Genomic DNA, 24,743 nt, shown 5'->3' with positions numbered 1-24,743 from the left:
TTGCACGGGGGGCCTATGCTCCAGCCGCCTCAGGCCAGGGCTTTGACAACCGCCTTCATCCGCCGGTTCCGCTGGGCTCCGAACACCCGGTCGATCAGATACGTCAGCTCGGGCTCCAGCTCCAGCGGCGGGCCGGCGCCCTCGGGGTTCGCTTTGCGGGCGAGCCGGGGGCCGGCGCGCCAGGCCCGGAGCACCCGGGCGACGTTCGCGAGGTAGAGGTACGACGAGAACCCGTCGGCGTCGCCCGCCCGGACGGCGCAGCCGGTCGCCTGCGCCCAGTAGTACAACGCCTCTGGTCCATGGTCGAGCCGCAGCATGACCAGGCCGAGGCGATCGAGGAGGAACCGCTTGCGGGGGCAGCGTTCCAGGCCCTCGCGTAGCGTCTCCAGCGCACCGTGCGGATCATGCTCGTCGTCGAGCATCCACATGTAGAGCACGTCATGATCGGCGTATTCGGGCCGAACCAGCAGTTCCGCGGCGGCGCGTTGGCTGCCGGCCCGTCCGCCGGTGCGGCTGGCTTCCACGATCTCGCTGAACCCGCCCATCGCCCGAAGGTTGCGCGGCTCGTCCCGCTCCGGGAACCGCGGTTGCAGGCATGCCTCAACGTACTGGGCGGAGTCGGCGGGGACGTCGAGCCGGAACCATTCGGCCATGGCGTGACCGTACGCGGCGCAGTCAGGTGGCGGAGCGGGTGATGTCCGGTACCGGCCACCTCTCCGGTGGTCGATGGGCCGGCCGGGACGGGTTCCGGAGAGTGCCCGTGGGAGTGATGCCGGAGACCGTCCCTTCGCTCCGACGCCGGAGCCACCGCCCCGCGGTCGCTGGCACTCGCGGGCTCACCGGAGCCGGCGAGGCCGAACCGCGGCCCGCCTGAAAAGCAAGAAAGAGCAGCTCAAGGCTGCTCTTTAAGAGCGCGCCCGGCAGGATTCGAACCTGCGACCGACGGATTAGAAGATCCGGGTAGTACGTCCCGGCCATCGGTCCACGGTCCGGAGGGTTGCCTATCAGTCCTGGTAGGCAACCCTCCAAGGCCTGGTCCGCAGTAGGGGCTGATGATCAGTCTGAGGGCATCCGGGCTCACAGCGGGCTCACCTGATGGAGTTCGTATGTTTGATTCCCAGGCGGCCGGCTGTTAGCTGCGACCAGCGCAGGGGACCGCCTGGACATATTGCAGCTAGCCTGTTGCCGCTGCATCAGCAGCTATCAGGCGTGTGCTTTTCAGAAGTTGTAGGAGCGCCAGGATTGGGTGAAAGAGGTCCAAAAAGCGGGCGGCAAAATTCAAGTAGCTTAAGCTGTAGCTATCGCTCTCCACGACACCGCTAACAATGTCATAGTGCGCACTCGCATGACCGATTGAGTTCCGTAACTTGTTGCTTAGAATTTCTGGAAGGTTGTTATCCCACCCCGGCCACTCTCGACACCACAGGATCTTATGGGCGTTTGGCATTTTCTCGAATGCCGAAATATTTGATGGTGCGGTCGCCCTGGCATTCGTCTCGAGGATTCTCGGAGGAATCGGCCCAAAAGAATTGGGGTTGCCTCGTGCATGCGCGTTCATTAGGGCTATAGCGAACGGTAAGGTTCGGCAACACGTCTCGTAAATCTGTACGTATGCGTCTCGCAATACTTCGAAATCATCACGGTATACGCGCAAAAGGTCGAGTTTATGAGCATTCGCGGGGTCTGTGTAGCGGACTACAAGGCCCGGTGACCAAGACTCCCAAACACTGATATACGCCCTTAGTTGTTCGAATAGTGACTTCTGCGCTTTCGCTGCCCAGCCTGAGCGCTCAGCATCCTTTGCCCACATAACGTACGGGCCACAGTCTGTCACGCCTTCTATTCGATCGAGAACCGAAGTAAAGAGTCCGGCCTGTCGCGATCCTGGAATTAAGGGCAGGAGAAGTATGAGTGCAGGTTGTAGTGCAATTATGTGCCGAGCCTGAACCGAAGTAGGTGTTTTCCAGTCAGGGAACAGGTGCCTTCCGGTCGATTCGAAGTTGTCCGACTGTTCCGTGAGGTAGTAGTGAAGGAACCTTTCGTACGATCTCCAGGTAGGGCCTATGGATTGCATTCGTTGATGAATTGCATTGGCTGCTAGGTTGTCACCAATCAATTGTCCAAAGGTCGCGTTGGGTGCGCCGCCGAAATCGGTCAAAATCCGAGCGTCCGGCTTCAACGGAACTGCGGTGCCGGCCGTTAGTACGACCTCCCCGTCTGGTATCTGGCTTGCAGGCTCTGTCTCGGCGGTGGCGTCGTGCCACTCAAGCTTCACTTGATCGAGTTCCATGCCCTGATATCTTCCTCTAATTCGATATGAGCAATGGGGGCATGGAATCGCTATTCGGGTCAGTTCGCTTGGAAGCAACTCCAGGCGGAGCCAAAAGTGCTTACCGCATCCTTCGCACCTAAGGCGTGAGCGCAAGATCATGAGTCCTTCTTTCTAAATGGGTCTATACTGTTGACGTAAACACGAAAGATCAGCTTCATCTGCGCCGGCGATCGGCTTGGCCGCCATCTCCAAGTTGCTCGTCCATCCGTTGCGGTTGTGGTGCAGACTGACCGGGTCACCTGGTCAGGAGCCGAGTTCTTCGAAGCCCGGGGCGTCTCGTCGACGCTCGCGTACGCATGACCGTCCTCTTGTAGATGGAAGCCTGTTCGGCTGGTGGTGCGTTCCATCGGCAGCGGCCCAATGACCTCGCGCATCCACTTCGCGAGCACGTGTTCCTCTGACCGTCATCCAAGCCGCCCCAGAACGCGCACGTCCACGGGTCGTTCGATTTCGAGATCCCGTTGTCTCCGTCCTACCAGGCCGGTATCCTATGAATGCGTGAGCGGCCTAGTTAATGGTGAACGTCGGTATGCCCGATTCCGACCATCGAGCCGTAACGAAGACCACTACCGGCCCGCGGCGTTATACCGCGTTGGTGCTGATCGGCACGTCGATGAGATCCCGTGCGACTACGATCCCGTCCTTGACGATGTAGCACTCGACGACGTGTTCTCCGCGGAAGCTGGTTCGCTCGTGTCTCACGCCGGAGCGGCTTGACGAGATGATTTGGCCGCGGATAATGTTCCGGCGTTCGGCCTCATCCCCTCGATTTAGCACCTTCCACTTGACCTCATAGGGTTCTGGGGCGCTGCACTCGATGATCTTGAAGTCAAGGCCTTTGTTCGCGAGGAGCGGGGTTCGGTCGCGGAGCATCGTTCGTAGCAGGGCCGGCCGCCAGCCGTTCTGCGCGACTTCGCAGTCGATCGTCACCGAATGCCTAATGTCAACGGGGAACAGGGTTTCGACGAACTCTTCCGTGTCGTTGAACGAGTGGGTGGACTCGGTGATCTCAAGCGGAACCACCGTGCCGAACACCTTGCGCCACTTCTTGTTCGCAGATGCCTTCCCCTCGCTGTCGATAGCGTCGAGACAGCGGTTGTACGCCTTTTTCGCCTTCGACTGGAAGTGTTTCTTCACCGTCACACGTTGGTTGCTGCCTAGTGCGAGGTAGCAGTCCTTATCAGGCTCGTCCGCGAGGAACTCGAAGAAGTCCCGGACCATAAGGTCGAACCAGTCTGACCCCTCGTCGTCGTACTCAGTGTTGGTCGAGAAGAATCGATGTACCAGCGTGTCTATAAGCAGGCCGCCCATGACTACGCCGTTCGTGTCCTTCCAGGCCCGAGCCATCCGAGCGAGGTGGCGCATGTTCCTCGACGTGCGGTCGTTGCAGACCTTGGTCGCCGCGATCTCCTCGCGTGGCTTAGTGACCTTCCAACTCTCGGACTTCGTGTCTGGGTAGTCGAAGCTGCCGTCAGTGTTCTCGAAGGCCGGCTGAACCTCGAACTTGAACTTGTTACTGGTGAACTGCACCCGCACGACACACTGGTCGACTCGGATCTCAGTGTTGGGATAACGAGCCTTCAGAACATCCCGAACGCGCTCGAGGACCCTCCGCGGCCCAGTCTCGCTCTTGTAGCTTGAGCGAAGGTTGGCCGAGAGGATGTAGATCATGTCGAGGTCGGACACCCCATGGATTGCCGTGTGGCGTCCATAGGAGCCGACCATAAGCCGGTTCGAGGTAGATCCCTCAACCGACCTGAAGTCCTTGTTCAGCGTCTTAGTGATCTGATCCCGACGAGCGCCGATCGTGGTGCTGGCATCGCCGACCTTCAGATTCACAAGAAGACTGTCGAAGATTTCAGAGACCTTCATTCGGCAGCCTCACCCCTAAGAGTCCGAAGCGTCTCCGGAGGGTAGGGGCCGATCGTGCGTGACATGAACATTAGTCCTCATTGTTCTTATGATTCTGAACTTAGCTCAATATTTCGAGCTTCGGCCCCTGGTCCGGGCGGTGGAGACTCTACCGAGTCCTTGTCGAATAGCCCAGATTTTATCTTCTTCCTGGCACTGCCGAAATGCTTACTGCTCGTACCAGGAGATGCGCCATCGATGGCTGCCTTCTCCGCCGCAAGATCACTGATGGATCTTCGAAGTTCCTTAAGGGGCAGCGTGGGAAGATCAAGACCGATGACTTGCCGAAGCCTGACCCGGAGCGCACCGAGCTGCCGGCCAGCGCCGAGGTGTTGCTCTGCCGATTTTTCAGGCGACATGAACGTCAACACTGCGGACATGATGGCGGCCAGCAACGCAAGTATCCCAGCGAGCGCTTTCCCAAGATCCGCCACGATCGTGGCTGCGGCCGCAGTCGACAGCACTGTCGTGATGATGCCGAGGATCCGGTGAATCCGCCTGTAATGTTCCGCTGATGCGAAATGTGTCTTCTCTGTATAGAGAAGATCATCCTGCATCTGCGTAAGCTCGTCGCGTATCGCTGCGCGCGCTGACTCTGCTTCCTCGGATCTCACCACGATGATCGAGGATACGCGCAGCGCGTGCCGATGTCCGTTGTGTACTCGGCCGCGTGCGCGGCTATGTGCAACTCGTAGCTGTCACTGAGCCCGGTTAGGTTGAACCTTGGCTTTTTCGGCCTCAACAAAAGGAGTGCTGCATGCCGAGTTGACGCTCGGTCGTCCTTAGGCGGAGAACGTGAGAGATAAAGTCCTAGGTCAGAGGTCGAACTCTCCGCGACGCACGCCTGCGATGAAGGCTGTCCACTCTTGCTGGGAGAACACGAACGTTCCGCCGTCGCGGTTCTTAGTGTCTCGGACGGCTACCAGGTCGGGGAGGTTGGTGGCTACCTCTACGCAGTTGCCCTCGCCGCCGCTGCGGCTGGACTTGCGCCATACGGCTCCGTCGAGGTCTTGGGTCACCACGACCACTCCTTCGCCTTCTGCTGGATCAGCTGGTATGACCTGGGTTGATCGAGTGCCACGCTACCAAGGTCTGCCCAGATCCTGGCGTACGTTTTGACCTCGCTGGGCTTGTCCAGGTAAAGGGCTCCAGTTGGGTGCTCCGAGTAGACCGTGGTGGGCTCTGGGCCGCGGACGGGTGTCTCCTCTGGGAAGTCCAGAATGACGAAGGATCCGTGGAACGCGCGGTGTGGGCCGGCGGCGAGTGGGACTACCCGGATGGAGATGTTCGGGCGTTCGGACAGCGTCAGCAGGCAGGTGAGTTGGTCGATCATGATTTCTGCGGTGAACCCGCGCAGTAGGGCAGCCTCGCTCAGGAAGATCTCCAGGTCGGGCGCCGTCGGCGCTCGGCGGGTCAGGATCTGCTGTCGTTGCATTCGGACGGCTGTTCCGCGTTCCAAGATTTCAGGCGTCGGCTCTCTGGTGATGCAGCGGACGGTGGCTGCTTGGGCGTATGACGCGGCCTGCACGAGACCCGGGATGACTTCGGCCTCGTATTGGCGGATGCGTGACGCTGCTGCTTCCATACCGAGGAAGAGTTCGAACCACTCCGGGATGTCGGAGTAGGCGTGCCACCAGCCCTTGGACTTGGTCTCGCGGGCCAAGGTCTTGAGAGCGTTAGTCAGCTCGGTGTCGGCGCCGTAGAGCCGGCACATTGCCTCGACGTCGTTCGGGTGGATGGGGACCTGGCCGGTCTCGTAGCGCCACAGTCGGGGCTTCGACCACTCCAGTGCGGTGACCACTTGGGTCACGGTGAGGCGAGCGCCCTCACGCAAGTCCCTGAGTCTGCGGCCAAGCTGACGCCGGGGAACGGTCGATCCGATGTGCTCATTCGTCACCGTGTAACTCCCTCGCCGCTCGGCGCGTAACCGGGTTCCGCGTCGCCGCGTAATGCTCATCGGGCGTTCGACCCCTTCTTTGAGCATTCTGCCGCGTAATCATTGCGAGGGGTAGTCCCACGACTAACCATCGATGCCTACGGCCGTCGCATCGCTCTCGGGATGCCGACGGGATGACTGAGTGGAGGGTCGATGGGGATTGGTGCGGTAACGGCAGCTCTGGTGCTCGGCTTCTTGGCCGGCTTACTCGCCTTCAGGACGAAGAGTCGATGGTGCCCGCGTTGCGGCTCGTTGACGTTCGTTGCGCTGCCTGAGTGTCCTGACGGCCAGGCGTCCGAGCGGCCTCCGGCATCGTGACCGCGACAGAGATGGCCGTCGTCGAGCATCTACCTTGTCGACCAGAGTGGCGTTGCCATACCTGCGGTGATGAGTGGCCGTGTCTTGAAGCGCGGATCGGCCTTGTCATGCAGTCCCTCACCTGCCGTACTGCCGTGTTCGTCTACCTCGCCTTGTGCCTGGCGGACGCTGCCGCCGACTTCGCCAAACTGGGGATAGGGCCGGACCTGTACGGCCGGTTTCTGGGCTGGGCCGGGACCGGCTCCTACGAGAGGATCACTCCGCGATGATGCGGGACGAGCTGTTGCAGCGGATCGCCGCGCTGCCAGAGCATGCCGATGTCGGGGTTCAGATCGGCGATGACCATCTCGACATCGCGGAGGTCATCGTCTGGGGCGAGGACCAGTTCGGGGCGCTCAAGTGCGTTGCCGCGGATGTTCGCGACGTGTTGATCGCGTGGGGACACTCCGCGGGGGCACCTGACCAGCCGTCCGTGCTGGGAGCAAGGCAGCGTCCGTAGGGTCAGGTTGGGCCGGCCGACGACAACTCCAGCGTCCCGCCGGAGGTTGCTCCCGCCTAATCGGGCTCACGCGTGGGGACAGGCAGCAAGACCGATTGCCAAGAAAGAAGAAAGAGCAGCTCAAGGCTGCTCTTTTTGAGCGCGCCCGGCAGGATTCGAACCTGCGACCGACGGATTAGAAGTCCGTTGCTCTATCCGCTGAGCTACGAGCGCACGACGGCTTAGCTTACCTACACCGAGCCGTCGGTGAGGCCCGGCGGCATCCTAGTGTGGCCCACCCACCGCAGCCGTGTCACCAGGGAAATGCCGGCGGGCGTCACTCGCGGCTGCCCAGGGCCTTGACCGCGGGAACGCCGAGCAGGCGGCGGACCGGCAGGATGGTTGTGGTCATGGCCAGCAACGTGGCCCCGCCCAGGATGGCGGCCCAGCCCAGCGGCGGCACGTAGGGGAGGAAGGAGCCGGTCAGGGCGTGCACCACCACGGTCAGGGTCACCGCCGCGATCACGCCGCCGATGGCCAGGGCTACGCCCAGCAGGGCCGCCTGTTCGGCGTTGACCATGCGTCCTACCTGGCGGCGGGTGGTGCCGGCCAGGCGCAGGGTGGCCAGTTCGCGGCTCCGGGCCAGGGCGGCCAGGATCATGGCGTTGGCGGCGGCCAGGGCGGCGTAGCCGATCATCACGGCGACCAGGAGCTTGTTGAGCCAGGCGCTGGTGGCCATGTCGGTGGCGAGTTGGCTGGTCAGGGCGTCCACGGGCACGGCGCCGGGGATGGGGGCGTCAGCGCGGATCAGCACCTCGTCGAACGGAGCGGGGGCCAGGGTGCGCTGGTCCAGGATCACGTCGCCGAAGGCGAGACCTCGGGTGTAGATGGCCGCCACCCGCAGGCGAGCGGGGGTGCCGTCGCCGAGCCAGATCTCGGGGCGGTCGCCCACCTTCCAGTTGTTGGAGGACGCCTGCAGTTCGGAGACCGCCATGCTGTCGGGGGCCAGGGCGGCCAGGTCGCCCTGCACGACGCCCAGGTCCATGGTGTCGGTGGCGCCGGCGGGGGTGATCGCCCGGGCGGAGACCGGCTCGGCGCTGTCGAAGATCTTGATCAAGACCGAGGTGTGGCGTACGCCGGTCACGGCGGTCACCCCGGGCCGGTTGCGGACCTCGTCGAGGTCGGCGGGACCGGCGATCGCCTGCTGGGCCAGCAGGCCGTCGCGGGTCTGGGTGACGGTGGCCCGCTGCAGGTTGTCCTGGAGGAACCAGACCGAGCCGCCGAACCCCACCGACAGCACCAGCGCGGTCAGCACCGTCGCCATGCCACGCGAGTTGGCGCGCAGGTTGGCGGCGGCCAGGTAGCCGCTCGTACCCGCGAACATTGTGAGAATCGGGGCCAGCAACCGCGCCGCGCCACTGTTGATCCACGGGGCGAGCAGGGCAACCGCGGTGACGAAGAGGTAGAGCATGCCGAGCGCGCCGGTGATCGCGGTCATGCCACCGGTGCCGGCCGCGAAACCGCCGGCGGAGAAGGCGCCGGTCAGCGTGACGACGCCGACGACGGCGCGGACCATGCCGGGCTTCGACTGTTCCACCGCGGCCTCGCCGAGCGCCTCGGTGGGGCGGATCGCGGTCGCCCGGCGGGCGGCGACGACGACCGCGAGCATGGCGACCAAGGTGATGAGGAGCGCGGCGGCGAGGGCGGCGAAAGGGCTGGGCCCGATGGGTACGGACGCCGGCACGAAGCCCCGCGACAGCAGCTCACCGTGCAGCCAACCGGTGGCGAGCAGGCCGGCGGGCAACCCGAGCGCCACGGCGACGCCGCTGATCAGGCCGGCCTCGGCGACCAGCATGCGGCGCACCTGGCCGGGGGTCGCGCCGATCGCCCGCAGCAGGGCGAGGTCGCGGCGGCGGTGCCGGACGGACAGGCCGATGAGACCCGCCACGACGAAGATGACCAGCAGCACCACGTACCCGCCGAACGACGCTCCGACCTGGACCAGCAGGTCAAGGGCCGTGGTGGCGGCGGAGCTCTCGGCCCGGCCGCGGGCGGAGGCGGCGAAGGTGCGGGCGGAGGCGGAGGCGGCGAGCCGGTCCAGGGTGGCCCGGTCCACCTCCGGTCCGGCCTTGACCAGGATCGCCTCGACCTGGCCGGGACGGGTCGACGGGATGGTCGCCACCGCGGTCACGCCGGGCACGGCGCGCACCTGGTTCACCAATGCCGCGGGAACGGTTCCCGGCTCCGGTAGGCGTACCCGGGAAGTGGTGGTCTCGCCGTCGAACTCCTTGTCGGTGAAGGTGATCTCGGTGCGGGCGACGACGATGTCGGCGGCCGCGTAACGCTGCGGTGCGGGTTGGTGGCGGAGGCCGGCGTCGACCAGCGAACCCATCGCCATCAGGATCAGCACGCCGAGCGTGAGGGCGATCAGGGTGGCGGTGGCGCTGCCGGGGCGGTGGCGCAACAGGCGCAGAGCAAGCTTTGTCATCGGTCAGCCCACCGGGGCCAGGGCGCGGTCGATGCGGCCGTCGCTCATGTGCAGGGCCTGATCGGCGTACGAAGCGGCGCCGGCGTCGTGGGTGACCATGATGACGGTCTGGCCGTACGCGTCGACGACCGACCGCAGCAGCGTCAGCACCTCGGCCGCGGTCCGCGAGTCGAGGGCGCCGGTCGGCTCGTCCGAGAAGATCACGTCGGGGCGGGCGGCCAGCGCGCGGGCGATCGCCACCCGCTGCTGCTGGCCGCCGGAGAGCTCGGCCGGGCGGTGCCGGAGCCGGGGGCCGAGACCGACGCGCTCGACCACCTCGTCCAGCCAGCGCCGGTCGGGGCGGGCGCCGGCCAGACGCAGCGGCAGCTCGATGTTCTCCCGCACGGTCAGCGCGGCGATCAGGTTGTAGCTCTGGAAGACGAAGCCGATCCGGTCGCGGCGCAGCTTGGTCAGCTTGGTCTCGGACAGCCGGGACAGCTCGGTGTCACCGATCCAGACCCGGCCCGACGTCGGCCGGTCCAGCCCGGCCGCGGTCTGCAGCAGCGTGCTCTTGCCGGAGCCCGACGGCCCCATCACCGCGGTGAAGGTTCCGCGGGCGAAGCCGGCGTCGACGCCGGCCAGGGCGGTCACGGTCTCGCGTCCGGAACGGTAGGTTCGCACGAGCTGTTCCACCCGTACGGCATAGGTCGTTGACATGCTTCGACGCTATTTTCGGCGCCGGTTCCGGAACAGCCCGCCAGCTACCCGACGGTGGTACCGCTGGCACTACTCCGATCTTCCGGGGCCGGCGGCACCTCGATCTCGGGCTCGCCCGGCGCCGGCAGGAATGCGTCCTGCCAGCGGGCCAGCTCCCGGAACACCTCGGTGCGGACGTGCTTGCCGGACAGCGTCAGGTCGTGCATGCCGCCGTCGAACCGGGTGATCGTCACGTGCGGGCCGAGGCGCGGCGCCCAGCGGGCGATGTGTTCGACATCGAGGACCGCGTCGGTCAGGCGTACGTCATCATCCCAGTCCTTGCCCCGGAAGGTCCGCGTCGAACACGCCACCAGGACCGGCACGTCGATCTGCAGCCCGCGCCGCAGCCGCGACTGACCGCGCGTGATCGCCTGCAGCCAGCCCGCCGTCACCGGGAACCCGAGCACCGGTTTCCAGTTGAGGTCGTAGGTCCACTCGCCGCGCTCGGTCGCGTGCAGGCTCTGGCCGTAGAGACCCAGGGCCTTGACCGGAACGATCCGGTACGGGGTGCGCTTCGCGCTGGTCGCCGTGATCGCGGCCATGAGCGGGCGGCGTACCAGCCACGGGCTGTTGAAGTCGAAGAACGGGCTGTTCAGGAACAACCCGTCGACCAGGCCCTGACCCTGCCGCGCGTGCGCCCACAGGGACGTCGTGAGGCCGCCGGTGGAATGTGCCACCACGAGCAGTTGGTCGTGCCCGTCGACGCTGCGGATGATGCGGGCCGACTCGTCCAGCTCGGGGAAGTAGTCGGTGAGGCTGCGGCAGAAGTTCGGGGTCTGGTGCGCGAGCAGGCTGCGACCGTATTTACGCAGGTCGAGCGCGTAGAAGTCCCAGCCCCGCTCGACGAAGAAGTCGGCCAGATGGGTCTGGAAGAAGTAGTCCACGAAGCCGTGGACGTACAGCACCGCGCGGCGGCTGGGGTTCGGCTGATCCGTACGCCGGCGGACCAGCGTCGCCACGACCTTGCCCTCGTCGTCGGTGCCCAGGTCGATGGTGTGCCGCTCGTACGGCGGTCCCAGAACGTCCGTTTCCACGTCACCCAGGCTAAACGGGTTGCCGGGTTATCCACAGTCTTTCGTTGTCCACAGGCCCGGCTTTCGATCTTGGCCGTTTCGGTTCAGTTGCCGCACAAGCGCTTCTCCGATCAGAAAGGCCCATGATCATGTACGACACACCCATCGTCGTCGTCGGCAACGCGCTGACCGCGCCCGAGTGGCGGCGCACCACCAAGAGCAACACCCTGGTCGCCAACTTCCGGGTGGCGTCCACCTCCCGCCGCTACGACAAGGACAACAACCGCTGGGTCGACGGCGACACCCTCCGCGTACGCGTCAACTGCTGGCGCCGCCTGGCCGAGAACGTCGGCGCCTCGGTCGCCGTCGGCGACCCGATCATGGTGGTGGGCCGGCTCTACACCCGCGACTGGATCGACTCGGAGAACAACCCGCGCACCTCCTACGAGATGGAGGCCATGGCCGTCGGCCACGACCTGGCCCGGGGCCGCACGAAGCTCTTCCGCACCCGCCCCGCCGGCGTCACGGCCGCCGAAACCCCCGAGTCCGACGGCGTGGTCCGGGGCGAGGCGGCCCCGTCCCTCGACGACCAGCCGGTGACCCTGGGCGACGGCATCCCCGCCGACACCACCGAGCCGGCCTTCGTCGAGCAGCCGCCGGCCCTCGACCCGGTGACGGCGGCCGTCCTCCCCGGCGGCGGCATGGAGCCCTTCGAGAAGGACACCAAACCGTCCGACGAGGGCGACGGCGACGACGACCCCGAGCCGCCGACCCCGCCGTCCCCGTCCCCCGCCCCGTCGCCGGCCGCGGCCGAGATCGAGATCGAGGTCGAGCGCCTCGAGGAGGAGGTGAACCAGCGCCGCCCGCGCCGCAGCCGCCGCCAGCCCATCCCGGCGTAACCGCCGCCTAGACCGCCGCCGCCCCGGGCAAACGCCCCCGCACGCACCCGGGGCGGCGGCACCTTCGGGGCGGCCGCCCGAACCCGGCAATCTCGGGCGGCCGCCCCATCGTTTGGCGTGGTGTTGACGGCAGGCCCTCGACCTCCCACAGCGACTCTCCTGAAGTGTCGGTCACGCCACGATGAGTGACCTGTCCTGGAGGCTGCTGTGCCGGAGCCTCGGCCTGGGCGAGCGTCTTCGCCGAGATCGAGCGGGCCGATTCTCCGATCGCCGAGGCGTATTCGACGCCGTTGATGCTCTCGATCGCCCGTGAGGTGTACGGGCGGGCCGGCCGTGATCCCCGCGAGCAGCTCGAGGCCTCTCTGGACTCGCGGCTCGCGGTGGAGAACAACCTGCTGGATCGGCTGGTTGACACCGCCTACGCCCAGCCGGACGGACCGCAGCCGCCGGAGCGGTCGGCCGGGCGATGGCCGAGAGAGAAAGCGTCCCGCCATCTGGCGGTCCTGGCCCGGTACCTCTACGACGCCCAGGAGCGCGACCTGCGCTGGTGGGACCTCGCCGACCGCATGCTGTCGGCCGGGACCGGGGCTCTCCTGGGCACCGCCGTCGGCCTCCTGATGGTGGTCGCGTCGCTGGCGTGCTTCGCGATCGGTGGCGGTGGGGCGGGCTCGGGCCTATGGGCCAGCGCGCTGGTCGGCTTTCTGTTCTTCGTCCTGATCGTGACAAGGTGGTCGTTGGAGAGCGCGCCGCCCGGACGCTTGCCGGCTCGGCTGTTCTCCGTGGCGGCGTTCCGCGAGGCGTTCGCCGTGGCGCCGACGCCGAGCGTGCTGATGTGGATCCCGTTGGCGCTCGGCTCCGGGGTGGCGACAATGGCGATCGACGGCTGGTCGATCTCCAGCGGCGAGCTGTTCCTCGGGTCGATGGGGCTGGCGCTCGCCCTGCTGGTGACGTTGACTTTCGCGCTGGTGGCCTACCGATGGCTGCTGGCCGTGCCCGCCGCCGCTCGCCTGGACTCACCGCGGGAAGTGGTGCGCCAGGACCGCACCTCGGCACTGGTGAGCGCGGTCGTGAGCGGGCTTGTCTTCGCTCTGCTTCTCATGCCGCTGGGACTGACCACGGCCGTGCTGGGCAGCGCCGTCTACGGCTGGTCGACCGGCGGAGCGGGCTGGCTGCAGAACGCCTCCCTGACGGAGATCGCTGGGGCCCGCCTGGTCGATGTCGTGCCCGGCTACTTCTCCACCTGGGCGATCGTGGTGTGGCTGCTCGTCGTGGTGCCTGGACTTCTCGTCGGCACCTATCTGCTGTTGTCCCGGGCATGGTTCCGCTTCCAGATCGCGCGGTTGGTCCTGGCCGGCACCCGAGTGTTGCCGTTGCGGATGCTCGGACTGCTCGAGGATGCCTGCCGGCGCAAACTGCTACGGCAGTCCGGCGGGGCCTACCAGTTCCGGCATCTGCGGCTCCAGGAGCGGCTCGCGGACGATCAGTCGGCCGCCTACCGCGCTGAGCTGGAAACGGCACGGCGGCGGGCCCGGCGGCGGCACCGCATTCTCGTGCCGGCGCTGATTGGAGCCTTCCTGGCCAGTCTCGTCATTCCGCTGGCGGTAGTGCCCCGCGACGACGCCGACAAGGTGTTGCGACTGCCCTACGGCCGTCTTGCCGAGAGCCTCGTGATCAGCCCGGACGGCGAGACTCTGGCCACCTCGTCCGCTGATGGCGTCCGGCTGTGGCGACTGGACCAGGCCGGCGACGAGGACCACGAGCCCTATTTCGTCGGAACCGCCGGCGACAACGTCCGCCCGTACTTCAACCCGAGCGGGCAGTTGTTCTTCGTCCGCGACGAAGTCTCCTTGTCGCCCGGCCCTGACGCGGATGCCGAGCCCCGCGTTCGCGTGTGGCGCTGGGCTGCGCGCGGCTGGGAGCAGCTCGGCGCAGCTTGGCCGCCCGAGAGCGTGGTGCTTCTCGACAACGGAGCCAAGGTCGGCCTGCTGTCCGCCGGCGACGGGCGGGCGAACGCGACCCTCAACGTCTACTCCGCCGACAGCGAGAGTGCCCTCTCGATCCCCGGCCGTTTCGCCGTCGATCTCGGCGACGCTGATCCGCCCGAATACGACGCCGACGGCGCACCCATGGATCTAGTCGGGCGGCGCTTCGTCCTGAGTGGAAGTCACGATGGCTCCCTCACCGTGTGGGACACCGCCGGCGACCCGCCTTCGCGGAGGACGATCGCGCAGCCAGGTGGCGGACCGAACGAAGCGATGGTGGATCCGGCGGGCAAACGCGTGGTGGTGCGCACCAAGAACGGTGCGAAGCTTTTCGACCTGGCGAGCGGGACGTCGGTCACGCTTCCCTTCCGCGAGACCAAGTCCGAGCTCCGCTTCGATCCGACCGGCACGTGGCTCGCCGGCTCGAGCGGAAACCGGGAGAACGACGACGGCGACGATTTCACGGTAACTGTCTGGAACGCGGCGGACAGCCGGCAACGGCGCTCCTGGCCACTCGGCGGGGACGTTGTCGACTTCGACTTCGTCCCTGGCGCACCCACGCTTCTGGTGAAGACCGCTGAGCCAGAGTCGGACTACAGCACCTTGCAGCTACTGCCGGTGAACGGCGGCCCTGCGTCGCCGCCGGTGACCGGTGCCACGGGCTATTCCCTGTACCAGACCCGGCCGAAACCGATCCTGGTCGTTCCGCGCTTCCGGTCGGGCCCGTCGGGCGGCCAGCAGGTCGACATCCTCGATGCGACCTCGGGGAGCACGAACCACACGATCGCCTTTTCCGGCGACCTCGAACAGGCCGACGGCTGGACCCCCGGGTCCGGTGCCGACGAGGGCCAGCCACCCCCGATCGTCGCCACCACCGCGAACGGCCGCATGGCATGGAACGCTGTGACGGGGCAGAAGCTGGGCCCCGACGGGCGGGTCGACTGGGTGGACCACCTTGAGAACCCGCTCGGCACGGTCATCGCCGGGAGGAGCGACCGCGGCCTGGCGGTCTACGACGCCAGGACGGGCGTGCTCATCCGGCGGCTGGTTCGGTCAGTGCCGCCGCCGTCGCCGAGCGAGGACGACACCAACACCGACTTCGGCCCGATCGGGGCACTCTTCAGCGCGGACGGCCGGTTCCTCGCCACGCCCGCGGCGCACGACGCGATCCAGGTGTGGGATCTCGCCGACGGCGACGCGATCGAGCTGAAAGGGCACAGCGGAAGACTGGCGACGTTCGTCTGGGGCTGCGGGAAGACCTGGGACACGTTGATCAGCGCGGGTATGGCGGACTCGACCGTCCGGCTGTGGAGGTTGTGACCCCCGGTGCGGACACCCACGCCGCGACACCCACGAGCTTCGTCATCTTGACCGCGCCGTTGGCCAGGTTGCCAACGGCTCCGGTCGTGGTGAGGTCGGTGGCGAAGGTAGCGGAACGCACCCAGCCGTAGGTCAGCTTCTTCCACCTAGGCAAGTACTTGCCTGGGTGGAAAGTGACTGCTACTTTCCTAGTAGGAAACTTGTTGCTAGGAGGGAACATGAACGAGCACATCCACCCGGACGACGCGGCACGATCCTTGGCCGAGGTTCGGCGCCGCAAGGAACAGATCGTTGCGCTGTCCCGGATTCCCGGCTGGTTCCGCTGGACCGTCGCGCTTCTCGCGGTCGTCCTGGCCGCCGGCCTCGACAGCCGAAGACCCCTGCTCATCGGCGTTGGCACGACCGTGTTCGTACTCGGCCTGTTGATCGCCCTGGGTGTGATCTTCGGGCGCGGCTGGAGCCGGGCCACCCCCCGCCACGACCTTCTGGGTCCACGCGCGGGGCTGGTCATCGTGGCCTTCGTCGGTCTGGTCCTGCTGGTCAACCTGCCGACGACGTTCCTTCTGCAGGCCGCCGGCTCGCCACTTCCGGCGACGGTCGGCGCGGTCGCCGGCGGGGTGGTGATGATTGTCGGCGGCCCGATCGTGGCCCGCTACCTCCGTCGGCTGGCCGACGACGGCCGATGATCCCGCCCAAGTTCGACGAGCTCATCCACGCCCCGACCCGACTGTCCATCGTGGCGCTGCTGGCCGCCGCCGAGGACGCGGAGTTCCGCTTCATCCGTGACAGCGTCGGCCTGTCCGACTCGGCGCTTTCCAAGCAGCTCACCACCCTGGAAGAGGCCGGGTACGTCGAGATCCGTAAGTCCTTCGTCGGCAAACGGCCTCGCACGTCCGCGCGGCTCACCACGGTCGGCCGGGCCGCCTTCGACCAGCATGTCAGCGCCTTGCAGCAGATCGTGGCCCAAGCGGGCCGCACCGTACGTCCGGACGGCGCAACCCAGTGAGTGGCGCCGCGTGGCCGAGGCCACGCGGCGCTTCACGGTCACGACAGCCGGATCAACGATCTTCACGCTGCCGGCAGGCTTCCGCCCCGGTTCGTCAACGACGCAGCCGGACCAGCGACCTACGCCGTCCTTTCCGGCGTGGTCATTCTCTACATCCTCTTCCAGGCCCCCGCCACCTGTGCCGCGATCAACCGAATCACCCAGCGCACCGGCGAGGTCGACTACTGCCGCAACAACTGCGGCGGCATGCTGCTGGGCTGCCACGTCCGCCAGCACAAGTTCCAGAAGTTCAAGACACTGTGGTGGCAGCAGAGCTGGCGCAACAAGACCAGGGGCATGCTGTCCGGCGGACCGGCCGTCTTCGCCACCATCGCCACCACCATCGCCACCATCATCGGCACCATCACCGGCATCTTCGGCATGGTCCACGACCTGGTGTGAAAGCTTCGCCACCCTGGGTGTCATATCGGTGCCGACACAGCACTGCAGGCGTTGGAACGCGACCTTCCTCGCGTCGTCGACGGACGCCTCAATACCGCCAGCAGTCACCTGCGAGAATCCTGCCGCACCGCCTCACCCTCGCCATCGAAGAATCGCCATGCGGCCCACCAGGTCTGAAGTCTGAACAGGCCTGAACAGGCCAAGGCAACGTGCCCTTCCTCTGTTCGGCGTTCGGAGGCGTCAGGCTAGTCGCAGCCGAAGCCGTCGTTGTCGCGGTCGAGGTCGTAGACGTCGGTGCCGATCACCTTGACCACGCCGTCGACGTAGGACGGGCCGTTTCCGCTGCCTCCGGCGCAGTCGACGTCGCTGTCGATGGGGACGCAGGCGCCGGAATAGTTGGGGTCGCAGTCGGGCTCGTCGGATCTGGTGCCTACCGCTATCACCCTGGTCGTCGGCTGCTTGGTGACCTTGGAGCTGATCAGGCGCTTGGCGGTCTGGGCGCCGTCGGTCAGGGTCAGCTCGTAGGTCAACGTTCGCACCCCGGCGACACCCTGTTTGCGCACCTCCTTGGTGCCCTCGGCCATGTCCGGATCAGTGGTGGTGCGTGTCTTGAACGGGATCGCCCGCTTCTCCTGGACGGTGCGTTTCCGGACGGCAGGAGTGGGCGGCGCAGTTGTGGTGGGCGGGGCGGGGACCGTTGAGCTGGGGACGGTTGAGGTGGTGGGCGGGGCGGGGGTGGTGGAGTCGCGGGGCTGAGTGAGCGGCGCGATGTCGGCGGCCTCGTCCCGGTCGGTTGCCGGGGTCGCGGAGGGGATTGGGTCGAGGGCCGCTCCGATGGCGCCCACGCCGGTGACGCCGCCGCAGCAGAGGACGAGCGGGCCGGCGACGAGGACGGCGACACGCTGGAGCGGGCTGAGGCGGGCCCACAGCCGGCGCACGGAACCGCGGCGCGGGTGGGACGGCTGGTAGGTCACCTCGTCAGGGTGGCCCTGGGCGGGGCGGCGCGGCATCGCTTGATCGTCCACAGGCGACTCGTCCGGCGTGGGCCGAGTGGCTGGTTCGGATCAGCCGGGTGGCCTGATCGAGACTCGTCCTACGATGAGCGCATGGTTCGACGGCTCGGGTGGTTGCTGGTGGTTTCGCTTGTGGTGGGGGGCTGCGGGAACGAGGAGCAGCCGGATGCCGCGCCGTCGGGCGGTCCGGTGGTCACGCCGGCGGTCAGTTCGGTGGCGCCCAGCCCGACGGTCAGCGCCGGCCCGGCGCCGCAAGGGTTCAAGGCCCGGGACGTCGATGATCTCGGGAAGCTGTGTGGCATGCCGAAACGGCAGGCGGCGGGGGCGGCGGCGTTCGCGGGGCCGGGGCCGTACCCAACGGTGGTCTTCAGTAAGGACGCGGGCGAGAAGGCGTACTCGCGGGTCGGCCTGGAGCGGAAATATCAGCTGGCCTATCCCGAGGACGCGAGCCTGCTGGCCTGTGTCACCGGCAGCAAGGGCAAGCGGGTGGGGCGGTGCAGCTACCACGACGTGGCGACGGATGACACCTTCGTCACCACTGTGGACGGGCAGCGGTTCACGGTCGAGGTTTTCGCGCTGGCCACCGGCAAGCGGATCGCCCGGAAGACGTTGACGACGGCCGGCTCCTGCCCGAAGAGCCTGGTTCCGAAGGCTGGGGTCGATCAGACCAAACACGTCTACGCGACGTTGTCGTCCGAGCAGATCGAGGCGGTCGTGGGGCCCTACTACAAGGGCTGACGGGTCATGGTGACGTCGATCGGGTCCTCGGACTCGTAGCGGAAGCCGTGCCGTTCGTAGAGGCGGCGGGCGGGGCTGCCCTGGAGGACGATCAGGCTGACCGTTGCGTGGCGAGCGCGGGCGAGAATGGCGGAACCGAGGCCCTGACCCTGGTGTTGAGGGGCCAGGTAGAAGTGCTCCAGCCAGTGGCGGTCGGCGGCCGGGCGCAGGGTGATGGATCCGGCGAGAGCCGCGGCGATCTCGATGATCGAGGTGTGGCTGGGGGTGAACGCGTCGCGGAGGCGTTGGCGTACCCGGTGATCGTCGTAGCGGCCCAGGCGGGTCAGGTCGGCGCGCATCACCTCGGCGCGCAGGTCGGCCAGCGGCTCGATGTCGGCGGGCTCGGCGGGACGTAAGGACCAGGTCACGGGTGGGAGTGTGCCAGCCGGAGGGCGTTGAGCCGACGCCGGCGACCTCAATGAGGTTGCCGGGCGGACGCGGCTGTCACGGACTCGAGGCCCGGCGGCAGAATGGCCCGGTGATCTCCGCACCCGACGCCACCGGCCTGGTCGCGGGCTATCTGCTCGATCTCGCTCTGGGCGATCCGCGCCGGTGGCACCCGGTGGCCGGGTTCGGGCGGGCGGCCGGCCTCCTGGAGCGGAAGGTCTATGCGCCGCGGCGCCGTAACGGGGTGGTGTTCACGGCGGTGGCGGTCGGGGTTCCGGTGCTCGCCGGGGCGGGGCTGGCCGCGCTGACCCGGAGACAGCCGGTGGCGCGGGCCGTGCTGGTGGCCGCCGCGACCTGGACCGTGCTCGGCGGGCGGACGCTTCGCCGGGAAGCGACGACGATGAGCTCTCATCTGGCGAACGGCGATCTCGACGCCGCGCGGGGACGGCTCGGGCATCTCTGCGGGCGCGACCCGAGCGCGCTGGACGAGCGGGAGCTGGCCCGGGCCACGGTCGAGTCGGTGGCCGAGAACACCTCCGACGCCGTGGTCGCGCCGCTGTTCTGGGGTGCGGTCGCGGGGCTGCCGGGGCTGCTGGGCTACCGCGCGGCCAACACGCTTGATGCGATGGTCGGGCACCGGTCCGACCGGTACGCCCGGTTCGGCACCGCCTCGGCCCGGCTCGACGACGCGCTCAACCTGGTGCCCTCGCGGCTGACCGGGCTGCTCACCATCGCGTTCGCGCGGGACCGGAAAGAGGCTTTCCGGGTCTGGCGGCGGGACCGCGACGACCATCCTTCGCCCAACGCGGGGCAGTGCGAGGCGGCCATGGCGGGCGCTCTGGGCGTACGCCTGGGTGGGCGGAATGTCTATTTCGGTCGCAGCGAGACGCGGCCGTTCCTGGGCGACGGCCCCAAGCCGGGCCATCGGGACGTGGCGCGGGCGGCGCGGCTCTCGGCGGCGGCCGGTGGGGTGGCGGTCGGACTGGCGGCCGGGTTGCGGCTAGCTTTCAGGGGTGGACGGGGGAGGACTGCTGGTGGCCGGGACCACCTCGGACGCCGGGAAGAGCGTGGTCACGGCCGGCATCTGTAGGTGGCTGTGGCGCAACGGTGTGCGGGTGGCGCCGTTCAAGGCGCAGAACATGTCGAACAACTCGGTCGTGGTCGCCGGGCCGGACGGCCGGGGCGGCGAGATCGGCCGGGCCCAGGCGATGCAGGCGGCGGCCTGCGGGGTGGCCCCCGACCTGCGCTTCAACCCGGTTCTGCTCAAGCCGGGCAGCGACCGGTCGAGCCAGGTCGTGCTGCTCGGCGAGGCGGTCGACACGGTCACCGCGGGCAACTACCGGTCGATCAAGCCGAGGCTGGCCGAGGCCGCGTACGCCGCGCTGGCCGAGTTGCGCGCCGAGTACGACGCGGTGATCTGTGAGGGCGCCGGCAGCCCGGCCGAGATCAACCTTCGGGACGGCGACTTCGTCAACATGGGCCTGGCCACGGCCGCGGACCTGCCGGCGGTGGTGGTCGGCGACATCGACCGCGGCGGGGTGTTCGCCGCCCTGCACGGCACGGTCGCCCTGCTCAGCGAGGCCGACCAGGCGCGCGTCGCCGGCTTCGTGATCAACAAGTTCCGTGGCAGCCGGTCCATCCTGCGGCCCGGCCTCGACATGATCACCAAGGTGACGGGCCGGCCGGTGCTCGGCGTCCTGCCCTACGAGAGCGATGTTCAGGTCGATGGAGAGGATTCGCTGGCGTACGGGCGGCTCCTCGGCCGCCCCGGCCCGCCGCACGGCACCGAATGGCTGCGCGTCGCGGTGATCCGGCTGCCGCGCATCTCCAACGCCACCGACGCCGAGGCGATCGCCGCCGAACCGGGCGTGCGGGTGCGGATCACCACCGAACCCGCCGATCTGCTCGACGCCGACCTGGTCGTCCTGCCCGGCTCGAAGGCGACGGTCAGCGACCTGGCCTGGCTGCGCGCGACCGGCCTGGCCGACGCGGTGGTGAGCCACGCCGGACAGGGCAAACCGCTGCTCGGCATCTGCGGCGGCTTCCAGATGCTCGGCCGGGCCATCCACGACGACGTCGAATCCGGCCTGGGCACGGTGCCCGGCCTGGGCCTGCTCCCGGTCGAGGTCACTTTCGGCCGGCGAAAGACAGTTCGACAATCGCGGGGGTACGCCCGGCGCACGCCCGTGACCGGCTACGAGATCCGCCACGGGTACGTGTCCGGTGACGACGCCCCGCAGCCGTTCCTCACCTACGCCGACGGGCGGCCGGAAGGTGCCGTGGCGGCCACCGTCAGCGGCACCCACTGGCACGGCGCCTTCGAATCCGACGAGTTCCGCCGCCTCTTCCTCACCACGGCGGCCCGGCAGGCGGGCCGGACCGGCTGGCGACCGGCGCCGGGAACGAGCTTTCACGGCGTACGCGAAAAGGCCCTTGATCTTCTCGGCGACCTGATCGAAGAGCATCTGGACACCGCCGCCCTGTGGCGCCTGATCGAGAACGGCGCGCCGGCCGGGCTGCCCGTGCTGCCGCCCGGAGCGCCGTGACCAGCGAACGCTTCGCCGACCTGGCCGTCGCCGTGCATGCCGTGCTCCCGCGCCTGGGCCGGACCCGGCTGGTCGCCGTGGACGGACCGAGCGGCGCCGGCAAGACCTGGTTCGCCGACCGGCTGGGCCAGGCGACCGGCGCGCCCGTGGTGCACACCGACGACCTCCTGGACGGCTGGGACGACCAGTTCGCGTTCTGGCGCCGGCTGGAGGAATCAGTGTTATCCCCGATGCGCCGGGGGGTGGCCGCGGAATACCGTCGCTACGACTGGACGTGCGGACGCTTCGGCGACGAGGTCGTCCGGGTGGAAACCCCGGACGTGCTCATCGTGGAAGGCGTGTCGTCGGCGCGCGAGGTGATCCGGCCCGAGCTGAGCCTTGGCGTGTTCGTGAGCGCGCCGCCCGAGCTCTGCGTGGCCCGGGTCGTCGAGCGCGACGGGGGACACGACGTTGCGTTCGCGGCGTACCTTGGCCGGTGGCGGCGTGCCGAAGCTCGGCATTTCGCCGCCGACGGTACGGCCACACACGCCGACCTGCTGGTCGACGGTGCGGTGAACGGTGACGACGAGCGGTACGAACGACTCTGGCGAAGCTCGCCGGGGTAGGTGACGATCAGCCGCGGAGACCGTGGCGAGGGAAGCGGGTGGACGATGACGACCGAGGACGACAGCCGCCCAGCCCGGCGCCGGGTCACGCTCACCGGGATCAGCTCCCGGGCATGGGAGCACCCGGCCGACCGTGGCGCGCTGACCGCCCTGCGCGAGCTGCGCGGGTTCGACGACGTGGTGAAGGCGTTCTTCGGCATGTGGAACGAGCGGGCCTTCCGGCTCGCCTTCCTGGCCAACGCCATCCGCGTCGACCACCGGCAGTACCCGGCGGTCTACCAGCGCTTCACCGAGGCGGCGACCACGCTCGACGTGGCCGAGCTGCCTCAGCTCTACGTGTCGCAGGACCCGATGATCAACGGCCAGGCGATCGGCATCGACAAGCCGTTCATCGTGATCACCACGGGCGCGGTCGACAAGCTCGACGAGGACGAGCTGCGGGCGCTGCTGGGCCACGAGATCGGCCACGTACGCAGCGGTCACGCCGTCTACAAGACGATCATGATGATCCTGACCAAGTGGGCCGCCAACCTCTCGTGGCTCCCGATCGGGGCGATCGCGCTGCGGGCCATCATCGCGGCCATGTTCGAGTGGTGGCGCAAGGCCGAGCTCTCCGCCGACCGCGCCGGCCTGCTCGCCGGGCAAGACCCGTCCGCCTCGATCCGGCTGCTGATGAAGCTGGCCGGCGGCGGCGACCTGACCCAGATCGACACGGCGGCGTTCCTCGAGCAGGCGGCCGAGTACGAGAGCGGCGGCGACCTGCGCGACAGCTTCCTCAAGCTCGGCATGACCCTGTACTCCAGCCACCCGGTCCCGGTCGCCCGGGCCGCGGCGCTGCGCAAGTGGGTCGACTCGGGGGAGTACGCCGCGATCCTCGCCGGCGAGTACCCGCGCCGGGACGGCGACGGCAACGCCTCGGTCACCGACGACGTCAAGGCGGCGGCCAGCTCGTACCGGGAGACCTTCAAGGAGTCGCAGGACCCGCTGGTCGGGCTGCTGCGCAAGTTCGGCGACGGCGCGGCCGACCTGGCCGGCTCGGCCGCCCGCAGCGCCCGCACCTGGGGCCAGCCGCGGAGCGACCGGCCGGAGGGGGAGACCCCGCCCGCATAGGGCTGCGCCCGAAATTGGAAAGGTTCTAGAGTCGGGGCATGAGCCTCTCTGACGATCAACTGCGCGCCGCGGTCGGGCGCGAGATGCCCGGGGTGCGCGCCGACCTGGAGCGGCTGGTCCGCATCCCCAGCGTCGCGTTCCCCGGCTTCGATCACTCGCACGTGCAGCGCTCGGCCGAAGCGGTGGCCGAGCTGCTGCGCGGCTGCGGCCTCGACACGAAGATCGTCCGTGCGGGCGGCGGCCATCCGGCCGTGATCGGTCGCAAGCCGGCGCCGCCCGGCGCGCCGACCGTTCTGCTGTACGCCCACCACGACGTCCAGCCGGCCGGCGACCCCGAGCTGTGGACCGGGGAGCCGTTCGAGCCCGAGGAACGTGACGGCCGGCTCTACGGCCGGGGCGCCGCCGACGACAAGGCCGGCGTGATGGCCCACGTCGCGGCGTTGCGGGCGTTCGGCGACGACCTGCCGGTGGGCGTGACGGTCTTCGCCGAGGGCGAGGAGGAGTACGGCTCCGAGTCGCTCGACGCGATCCTCCGCGAATATCAGGACGAGCTGCGCTCCGACGTGATGGTGATCGCCGACTCCGGCAACTGGGACATCGGCGTACCCGGCCTGACCACCTCGCTCCGCGGCATGGTCAGCCTTTTCGCCGAGGTGAAGGTGCTGCGCAGCGCGGTGCACAGCGGCATGTTCGGCGGCCCCGTGCCGGACGCCCTGACCGTGCTGGCCCGGCTGATCGCCACCCTGCACGACGAGACCGGCGAAGTGGCGGTCGACGGGCTGGTCGGCCGCGAGGGCGCCACCATCGACTACCCCACCGACCGGTTCCGGAGCGAGGCCGGGATGCTCGACGGCGTCCAGCTCACCGGCACCGGCACGATCACCGACCGGATCTGGACCAAGCCGGCCATCGCGGTGCTCGGCATCGACGCGCCCGGCTCGGTCGAGGCGGCCAACGCGCTCCAGCCCTCGGCCCGAGCCAAGATCAGCGCGCGCCTGGCGCCCGGCGACGACCCGGTCAGCGCCTTCGCCGCCATCAAGTCCCACCTCGAGAAGCACGTCTCGTGGGGCGCCCACATCGAGGTGACCCTCGACGTCGACGGCGAGCCCTGCGTGATCGACGCGACCGGCCCGGCCTACGACGCGGCCCGCGCCGCCTTCCGCGACGCCTGGGACGGCACCGAGCCGGTGGACATGGGCGTCGGCGGCTCGATCCCGTTCATCGCCACCTTCCGCGACCTCTTCCCGGACGCGTCGATCCTGGTGACCGGCGTCGAGGACCCGCATGCGGCGGCCCACGCGCCGGACGAGAGCCTGCACCTCGGCGAGTTCCAGCGCGTCTGCCTGGCCGAGGCCTTGCTGCTCCGCAACCTGGGCCGCCAGTAGCCGGCGGCGTCCTTCGTCGCACCACCTGCTCTCCGCTACCTTGGCCGCTCTGGTCGCATCA

23 protein-coding genes and 1 tRNA gene are annotated in these 24,743 nt (G+C 68.2%); 12 read left to right on the top strand and 12 right to left on the bottom strand.

What is annotated here, in order from left to right; translation table 11 throughout:
* Nucleotides 1–29: 29 nt before the first annotated feature.
* The 6 genes from AB0M54_RS16380 to AB0M54_RS16355 all read right to left on the bottom strand — a co-directional run bounded on the left by AB0M54_RS16380 (nt 30) and on the right by AB0M54_RS16355 (nt 6,140).
* The gene (locus AB0M54_RS16380; RefSeq protein WP_364471946.1) at nt 30–653 is read right to left on the bottom strand and encodes a hypothetical protein; all 624 of its coding nucleotides are present in this window, start codon (nt 651–653) and stop codon (nt 30–32) included.
* Between the two features lie 521 nt (nt 654–1,174).
* On the bottom strand, nt 1,175–2,290 hold the full coding sequence (locus AB0M54_RS16375) for a hypothetical protein (protein ID WP_364471943.1): 1,116 nt from the start codon (nt 2,288–2,290) through the stop codon (nt 1,175–1,177).
* A gap of 624 nt (nt 2,291–2,914) precedes the next feature.
* Nucleotides 2,915–4,204: a nucleotidyltransferase gene (locus AB0M54_RS16370; protein WP_364471940.1), complete on the bottom strand. Its 1,290-nt coding sequence runs from the start codon at nt 4,202–4,204 to the stop codon at nt 2,915–2,917.
* Between the two features lie 86 nt (nt 4,205–4,290).
* The gene (locus AB0M54_RS16365; protein WP_364471937.1) at nt 4,291–4,800 is read right to left on the bottom strand and encodes a DUF4231 domain-containing protein; all 510 of its coding nucleotides are present in this window, start codon (nt 4,798–4,800) and stop codon (nt 4,291–4,293) included.
* A gap of 258 nt (nt 4,801–5,058) precedes the next feature.
* Nucleotides 5,059–5,265 carry a DUF397 domain-containing protein gene (locus tag AB0M54_RS16360; RefSeq protein WP_364471934.1) on the bottom strand — a complete coding sequence of 69 codons (207 nt, stop codon included), beginning with the start codon at nt 5,263–5,265 and terminating at the stop codon, nt 5,059–5,061.
* On the bottom strand, nt 5,259–6,140 hold the full coding sequence (locus tag AB0M54_RS16355) for a helix-turn-helix transcriptional regulator (RefSeq protein WP_364471931.1): 882 nt from the start codon (nt 6,138–6,140) through the stop codon (nt 5,259–5,261). Before AB0M54_RS16355 ends, AB0M54_RS16360 begins: the two co-directional genes overlap by 7 nt.
* A 622-nt stretch (nt 6,141–6,762) precedes the next feature.
* On the opposite strand from AB0M54_RS16355, the gene AB0M54_RS16350 reads away from it, so the two are divergent.
* A complete protein-coding gene (locus tag AB0M54_RS16350) occupies nt 6,763–6,996 on the top strand; it encodes a hypothetical protein (RefSeq protein WP_364471928.1) in 234 nt (77 codons plus the stop codon).
* A gap of 140 nt (nt 6,997–7,136) precedes the next feature.
* Here AB0M54_RS16350 and AB0M54_RS16345 read toward each other — a convergent pair.
* The 4 genes from AB0M54_RS16345 to AB0M54_RS16330 form a co-directional block, all read right to left on the bottom strand.
* A tRNA-Arg gene (locus tag AB0M54_RS16345) sits at nt 7,137–7,209 on the bottom strand.
* A 103-nt stretch (nt 7,210–7,312) separates the two neighbouring features.
* The gene (locus AB0M54_RS16340; protein ID WP_364471926.1) at nt 7,313–9,463 is read right to left on the bottom strand and encodes an ABC transporter permease; all 2,151 of its coding nucleotides are present in this window, start codon (nt 9,461–9,463) and stop codon (nt 7,313–7,315) included.
* Nucleotides 9,464–9,466: 3 nt separating this feature from the next.
* Complete coding sequence (locus tag AB0M54_RS16335; protein ID WP_364331027.1) at nt 9,467–10,159, bottom strand: ABC transporter ATP-binding protein; 693 nt, start codon at nt 10,157–10,159, stop codon at nt 9,467–9,469.
* Nucleotides 10,160–10,203: 44 nt separating this feature from the next.
* Entirely contained in the window at nt 10,204–11,232 is a 1,029-nt protein-coding gene (locus AB0M54_RS16330; protein WP_364331030.1) for an alpha/beta hydrolase, read from the bottom strand.
* A 128-nt stretch (nt 11,233–11,360) separates the two neighbouring features.
* Here AB0M54_RS16330 and AB0M54_RS16325 point away from each other — a divergent pair, with 128 nt between their 5' ends.
* The 5 genes from AB0M54_RS16325 (at nt 11,361) to AB0M54_RS16305 (ending at nt 16,859) form a co-directional block, all read left to right on the top strand.
* Nucleotides 11,361–12,110, top strand: coding sequence for a single-stranded DNA-binding protein (locus tag AB0M54_RS16325; protein ID WP_364471923.1), 750 nt, complete (start codon nt 11,361–11,363; stop codon nt 12,108–12,110).
* 566 nt (nt 12,111–12,676) lie between these two features.
* Nucleotides 12,677–15,412 (top strand): WD40 repeat domain-containing protein, encoded by a 2,736-nt coding sequence (locus AB0M54_RS16320; protein WP_364471920.1) that lies wholly within the window; start codon nt 12,677–12,679, stop codon nt 15,410–15,412.
* Between the two features lie 218 nt (nt 15,413–15,630).
* Nucleotides 15,631–16,098: a hypothetical protein gene (locus tag AB0M54_RS16315; RefSeq protein ID WP_364331039.1), complete on the top strand. Its 468-nt coding sequence runs from the start codon at nt 15,631–15,633 to the stop codon at nt 16,096–16,098.
* A complete protein-coding gene (locus AB0M54_RS16310; RefSeq protein ID WP_364331042.1) occupies nt 16,095–16,418 on the top strand; it encodes a transcriptional regulator in 324 nt (107 codons plus the stop codon). Before AB0M54_RS16315 ends, AB0M54_RS16310 begins: the two co-directional genes overlap by 4 nt.
* 138 nt (nt 16,419–16,556) lie before the next feature.
* The gene (locus AB0M54_RS16305; RefSeq protein ID WP_364471917.1) at nt 16,557–16,859 is read left to right on the top strand and encodes a hypothetical protein; all 303 of its coding nucleotides are present in this window, start codon (nt 16,557–16,559) and stop codon (nt 16,857–16,859) included.
* Between the two features lie 245 nt (nt 16,860–17,104).
* Here the strand turns inward: AB0M54_RS16305 and AB0M54_RS16300 are convergent, their stop codons facing one another.
* Complete coding sequence (locus tag AB0M54_RS16300; RefSeq protein WP_364471914.1) at nt 17,105–17,869, bottom strand: G5 domain-containing protein; 765 nt, start codon at nt 17,867–17,869, stop codon at nt 17,105–17,107.
* A gap of 96 nt (nt 17,870–17,965) precedes the next feature.
* Here AB0M54_RS16300 and AB0M54_RS16295 point away from each other — a divergent pair, with 96 nt between their 5' ends.
* Complete coding sequence (locus tag AB0M54_RS16295; protein WP_364331050.1) at nt 17,966–18,610, top strand: hypothetical protein; 645 nt, start codon at nt 17,966–17,968, stop codon at nt 18,608–18,610.
* Here the strand turns inward: AB0M54_RS16295 and AB0M54_RS16290 are convergent.
* A complete protein-coding gene (locus AB0M54_RS16290) occupies nt 18,598–19,017 on the bottom strand; it encodes a GNAT family N-acetyltransferase (RefSeq protein WP_364471911.1) in 420 nt (139 codons plus the stop codon). The genes AB0M54_RS16295 and AB0M54_RS16290 overlap by 13 nt on opposite strands.
* Nucleotides 19,018–19,130: 113 nt before the next feature.
* Here AB0M54_RS16290 and AB0M54_RS16285 point away from each other — a divergent pair, with 113 nt between their 5' ends.
* Genes AB0M54_RS16285 through AB0M54_RS16265 form a run of 5 tightly spaced genes read left to right on the top strand, consistent with a single transcriptional unit; the run spans nt 19,131 to nt 24,682 of the window.
* Nucleotides 19,131–20,126 (top strand): cobalamin biosynthesis protein, encoded by a 996-nt coding sequence (locus AB0M54_RS16285; protein WP_364472270.1) that lies wholly within the window; start codon nt 19,131–19,133, stop codon nt 20,124–20,126.
* Complete coding sequence (locus AB0M54_RS16280) at nt 20,050–21,582, top strand: cobyric acid synthase (RefSeq protein WP_364471908.1); 1,533 nt, start codon at nt 20,050–20,052, stop codon at nt 21,580–21,582. Before AB0M54_RS16285 ends, AB0M54_RS16280 begins: the two co-directional genes overlap by 77 nt.
* Entirely contained in the window at nt 21,579–22,187 is a 609-nt protein-coding gene (locus AB0M54_RS16275) for a hypothetical protein (RefSeq protein WP_364471905.1), read from the top strand. Before AB0M54_RS16280 ends, AB0M54_RS16275 begins: the two co-directional genes overlap by 4 nt.
* A 45-nt stretch (nt 22,188–22,232) precedes the next feature.
* Nucleotides 22,233–23,297: a M48 family metallopeptidase gene (locus AB0M54_RS16270; protein WP_364331062.1), complete on the top strand. Its 1,065-nt coding sequence runs from the start codon at nt 22,233–22,235 to the stop codon at nt 23,295–23,297.
* 38 nt (nt 23,298–23,335) lie between these two features.
* The gene (locus AB0M54_RS16265; RefSeq protein WP_364331064.1) at nt 23,336–24,682 is read left to right on the top strand and encodes a dipeptidase; all 1,347 of its coding nucleotides are present in this window, start codon (nt 23,336–23,338) and stop codon (nt 24,680–24,682) included.
* Nucleotides 24,683–24,743: the final 61 nt, after the last annotated feature.

The organism is Actinoplanes sp. NPDC051470 (genome assembly GCF_040682035.1).
Taxonomy (GTDB): Bacteria; Actinomycetota; Actinomycetes; order Mycobacteriales; family Micromonosporaceae; genus Actinoplanes.
This window is presented reverse-complemented; position numbering and strand designations above follow the sequence as displayed.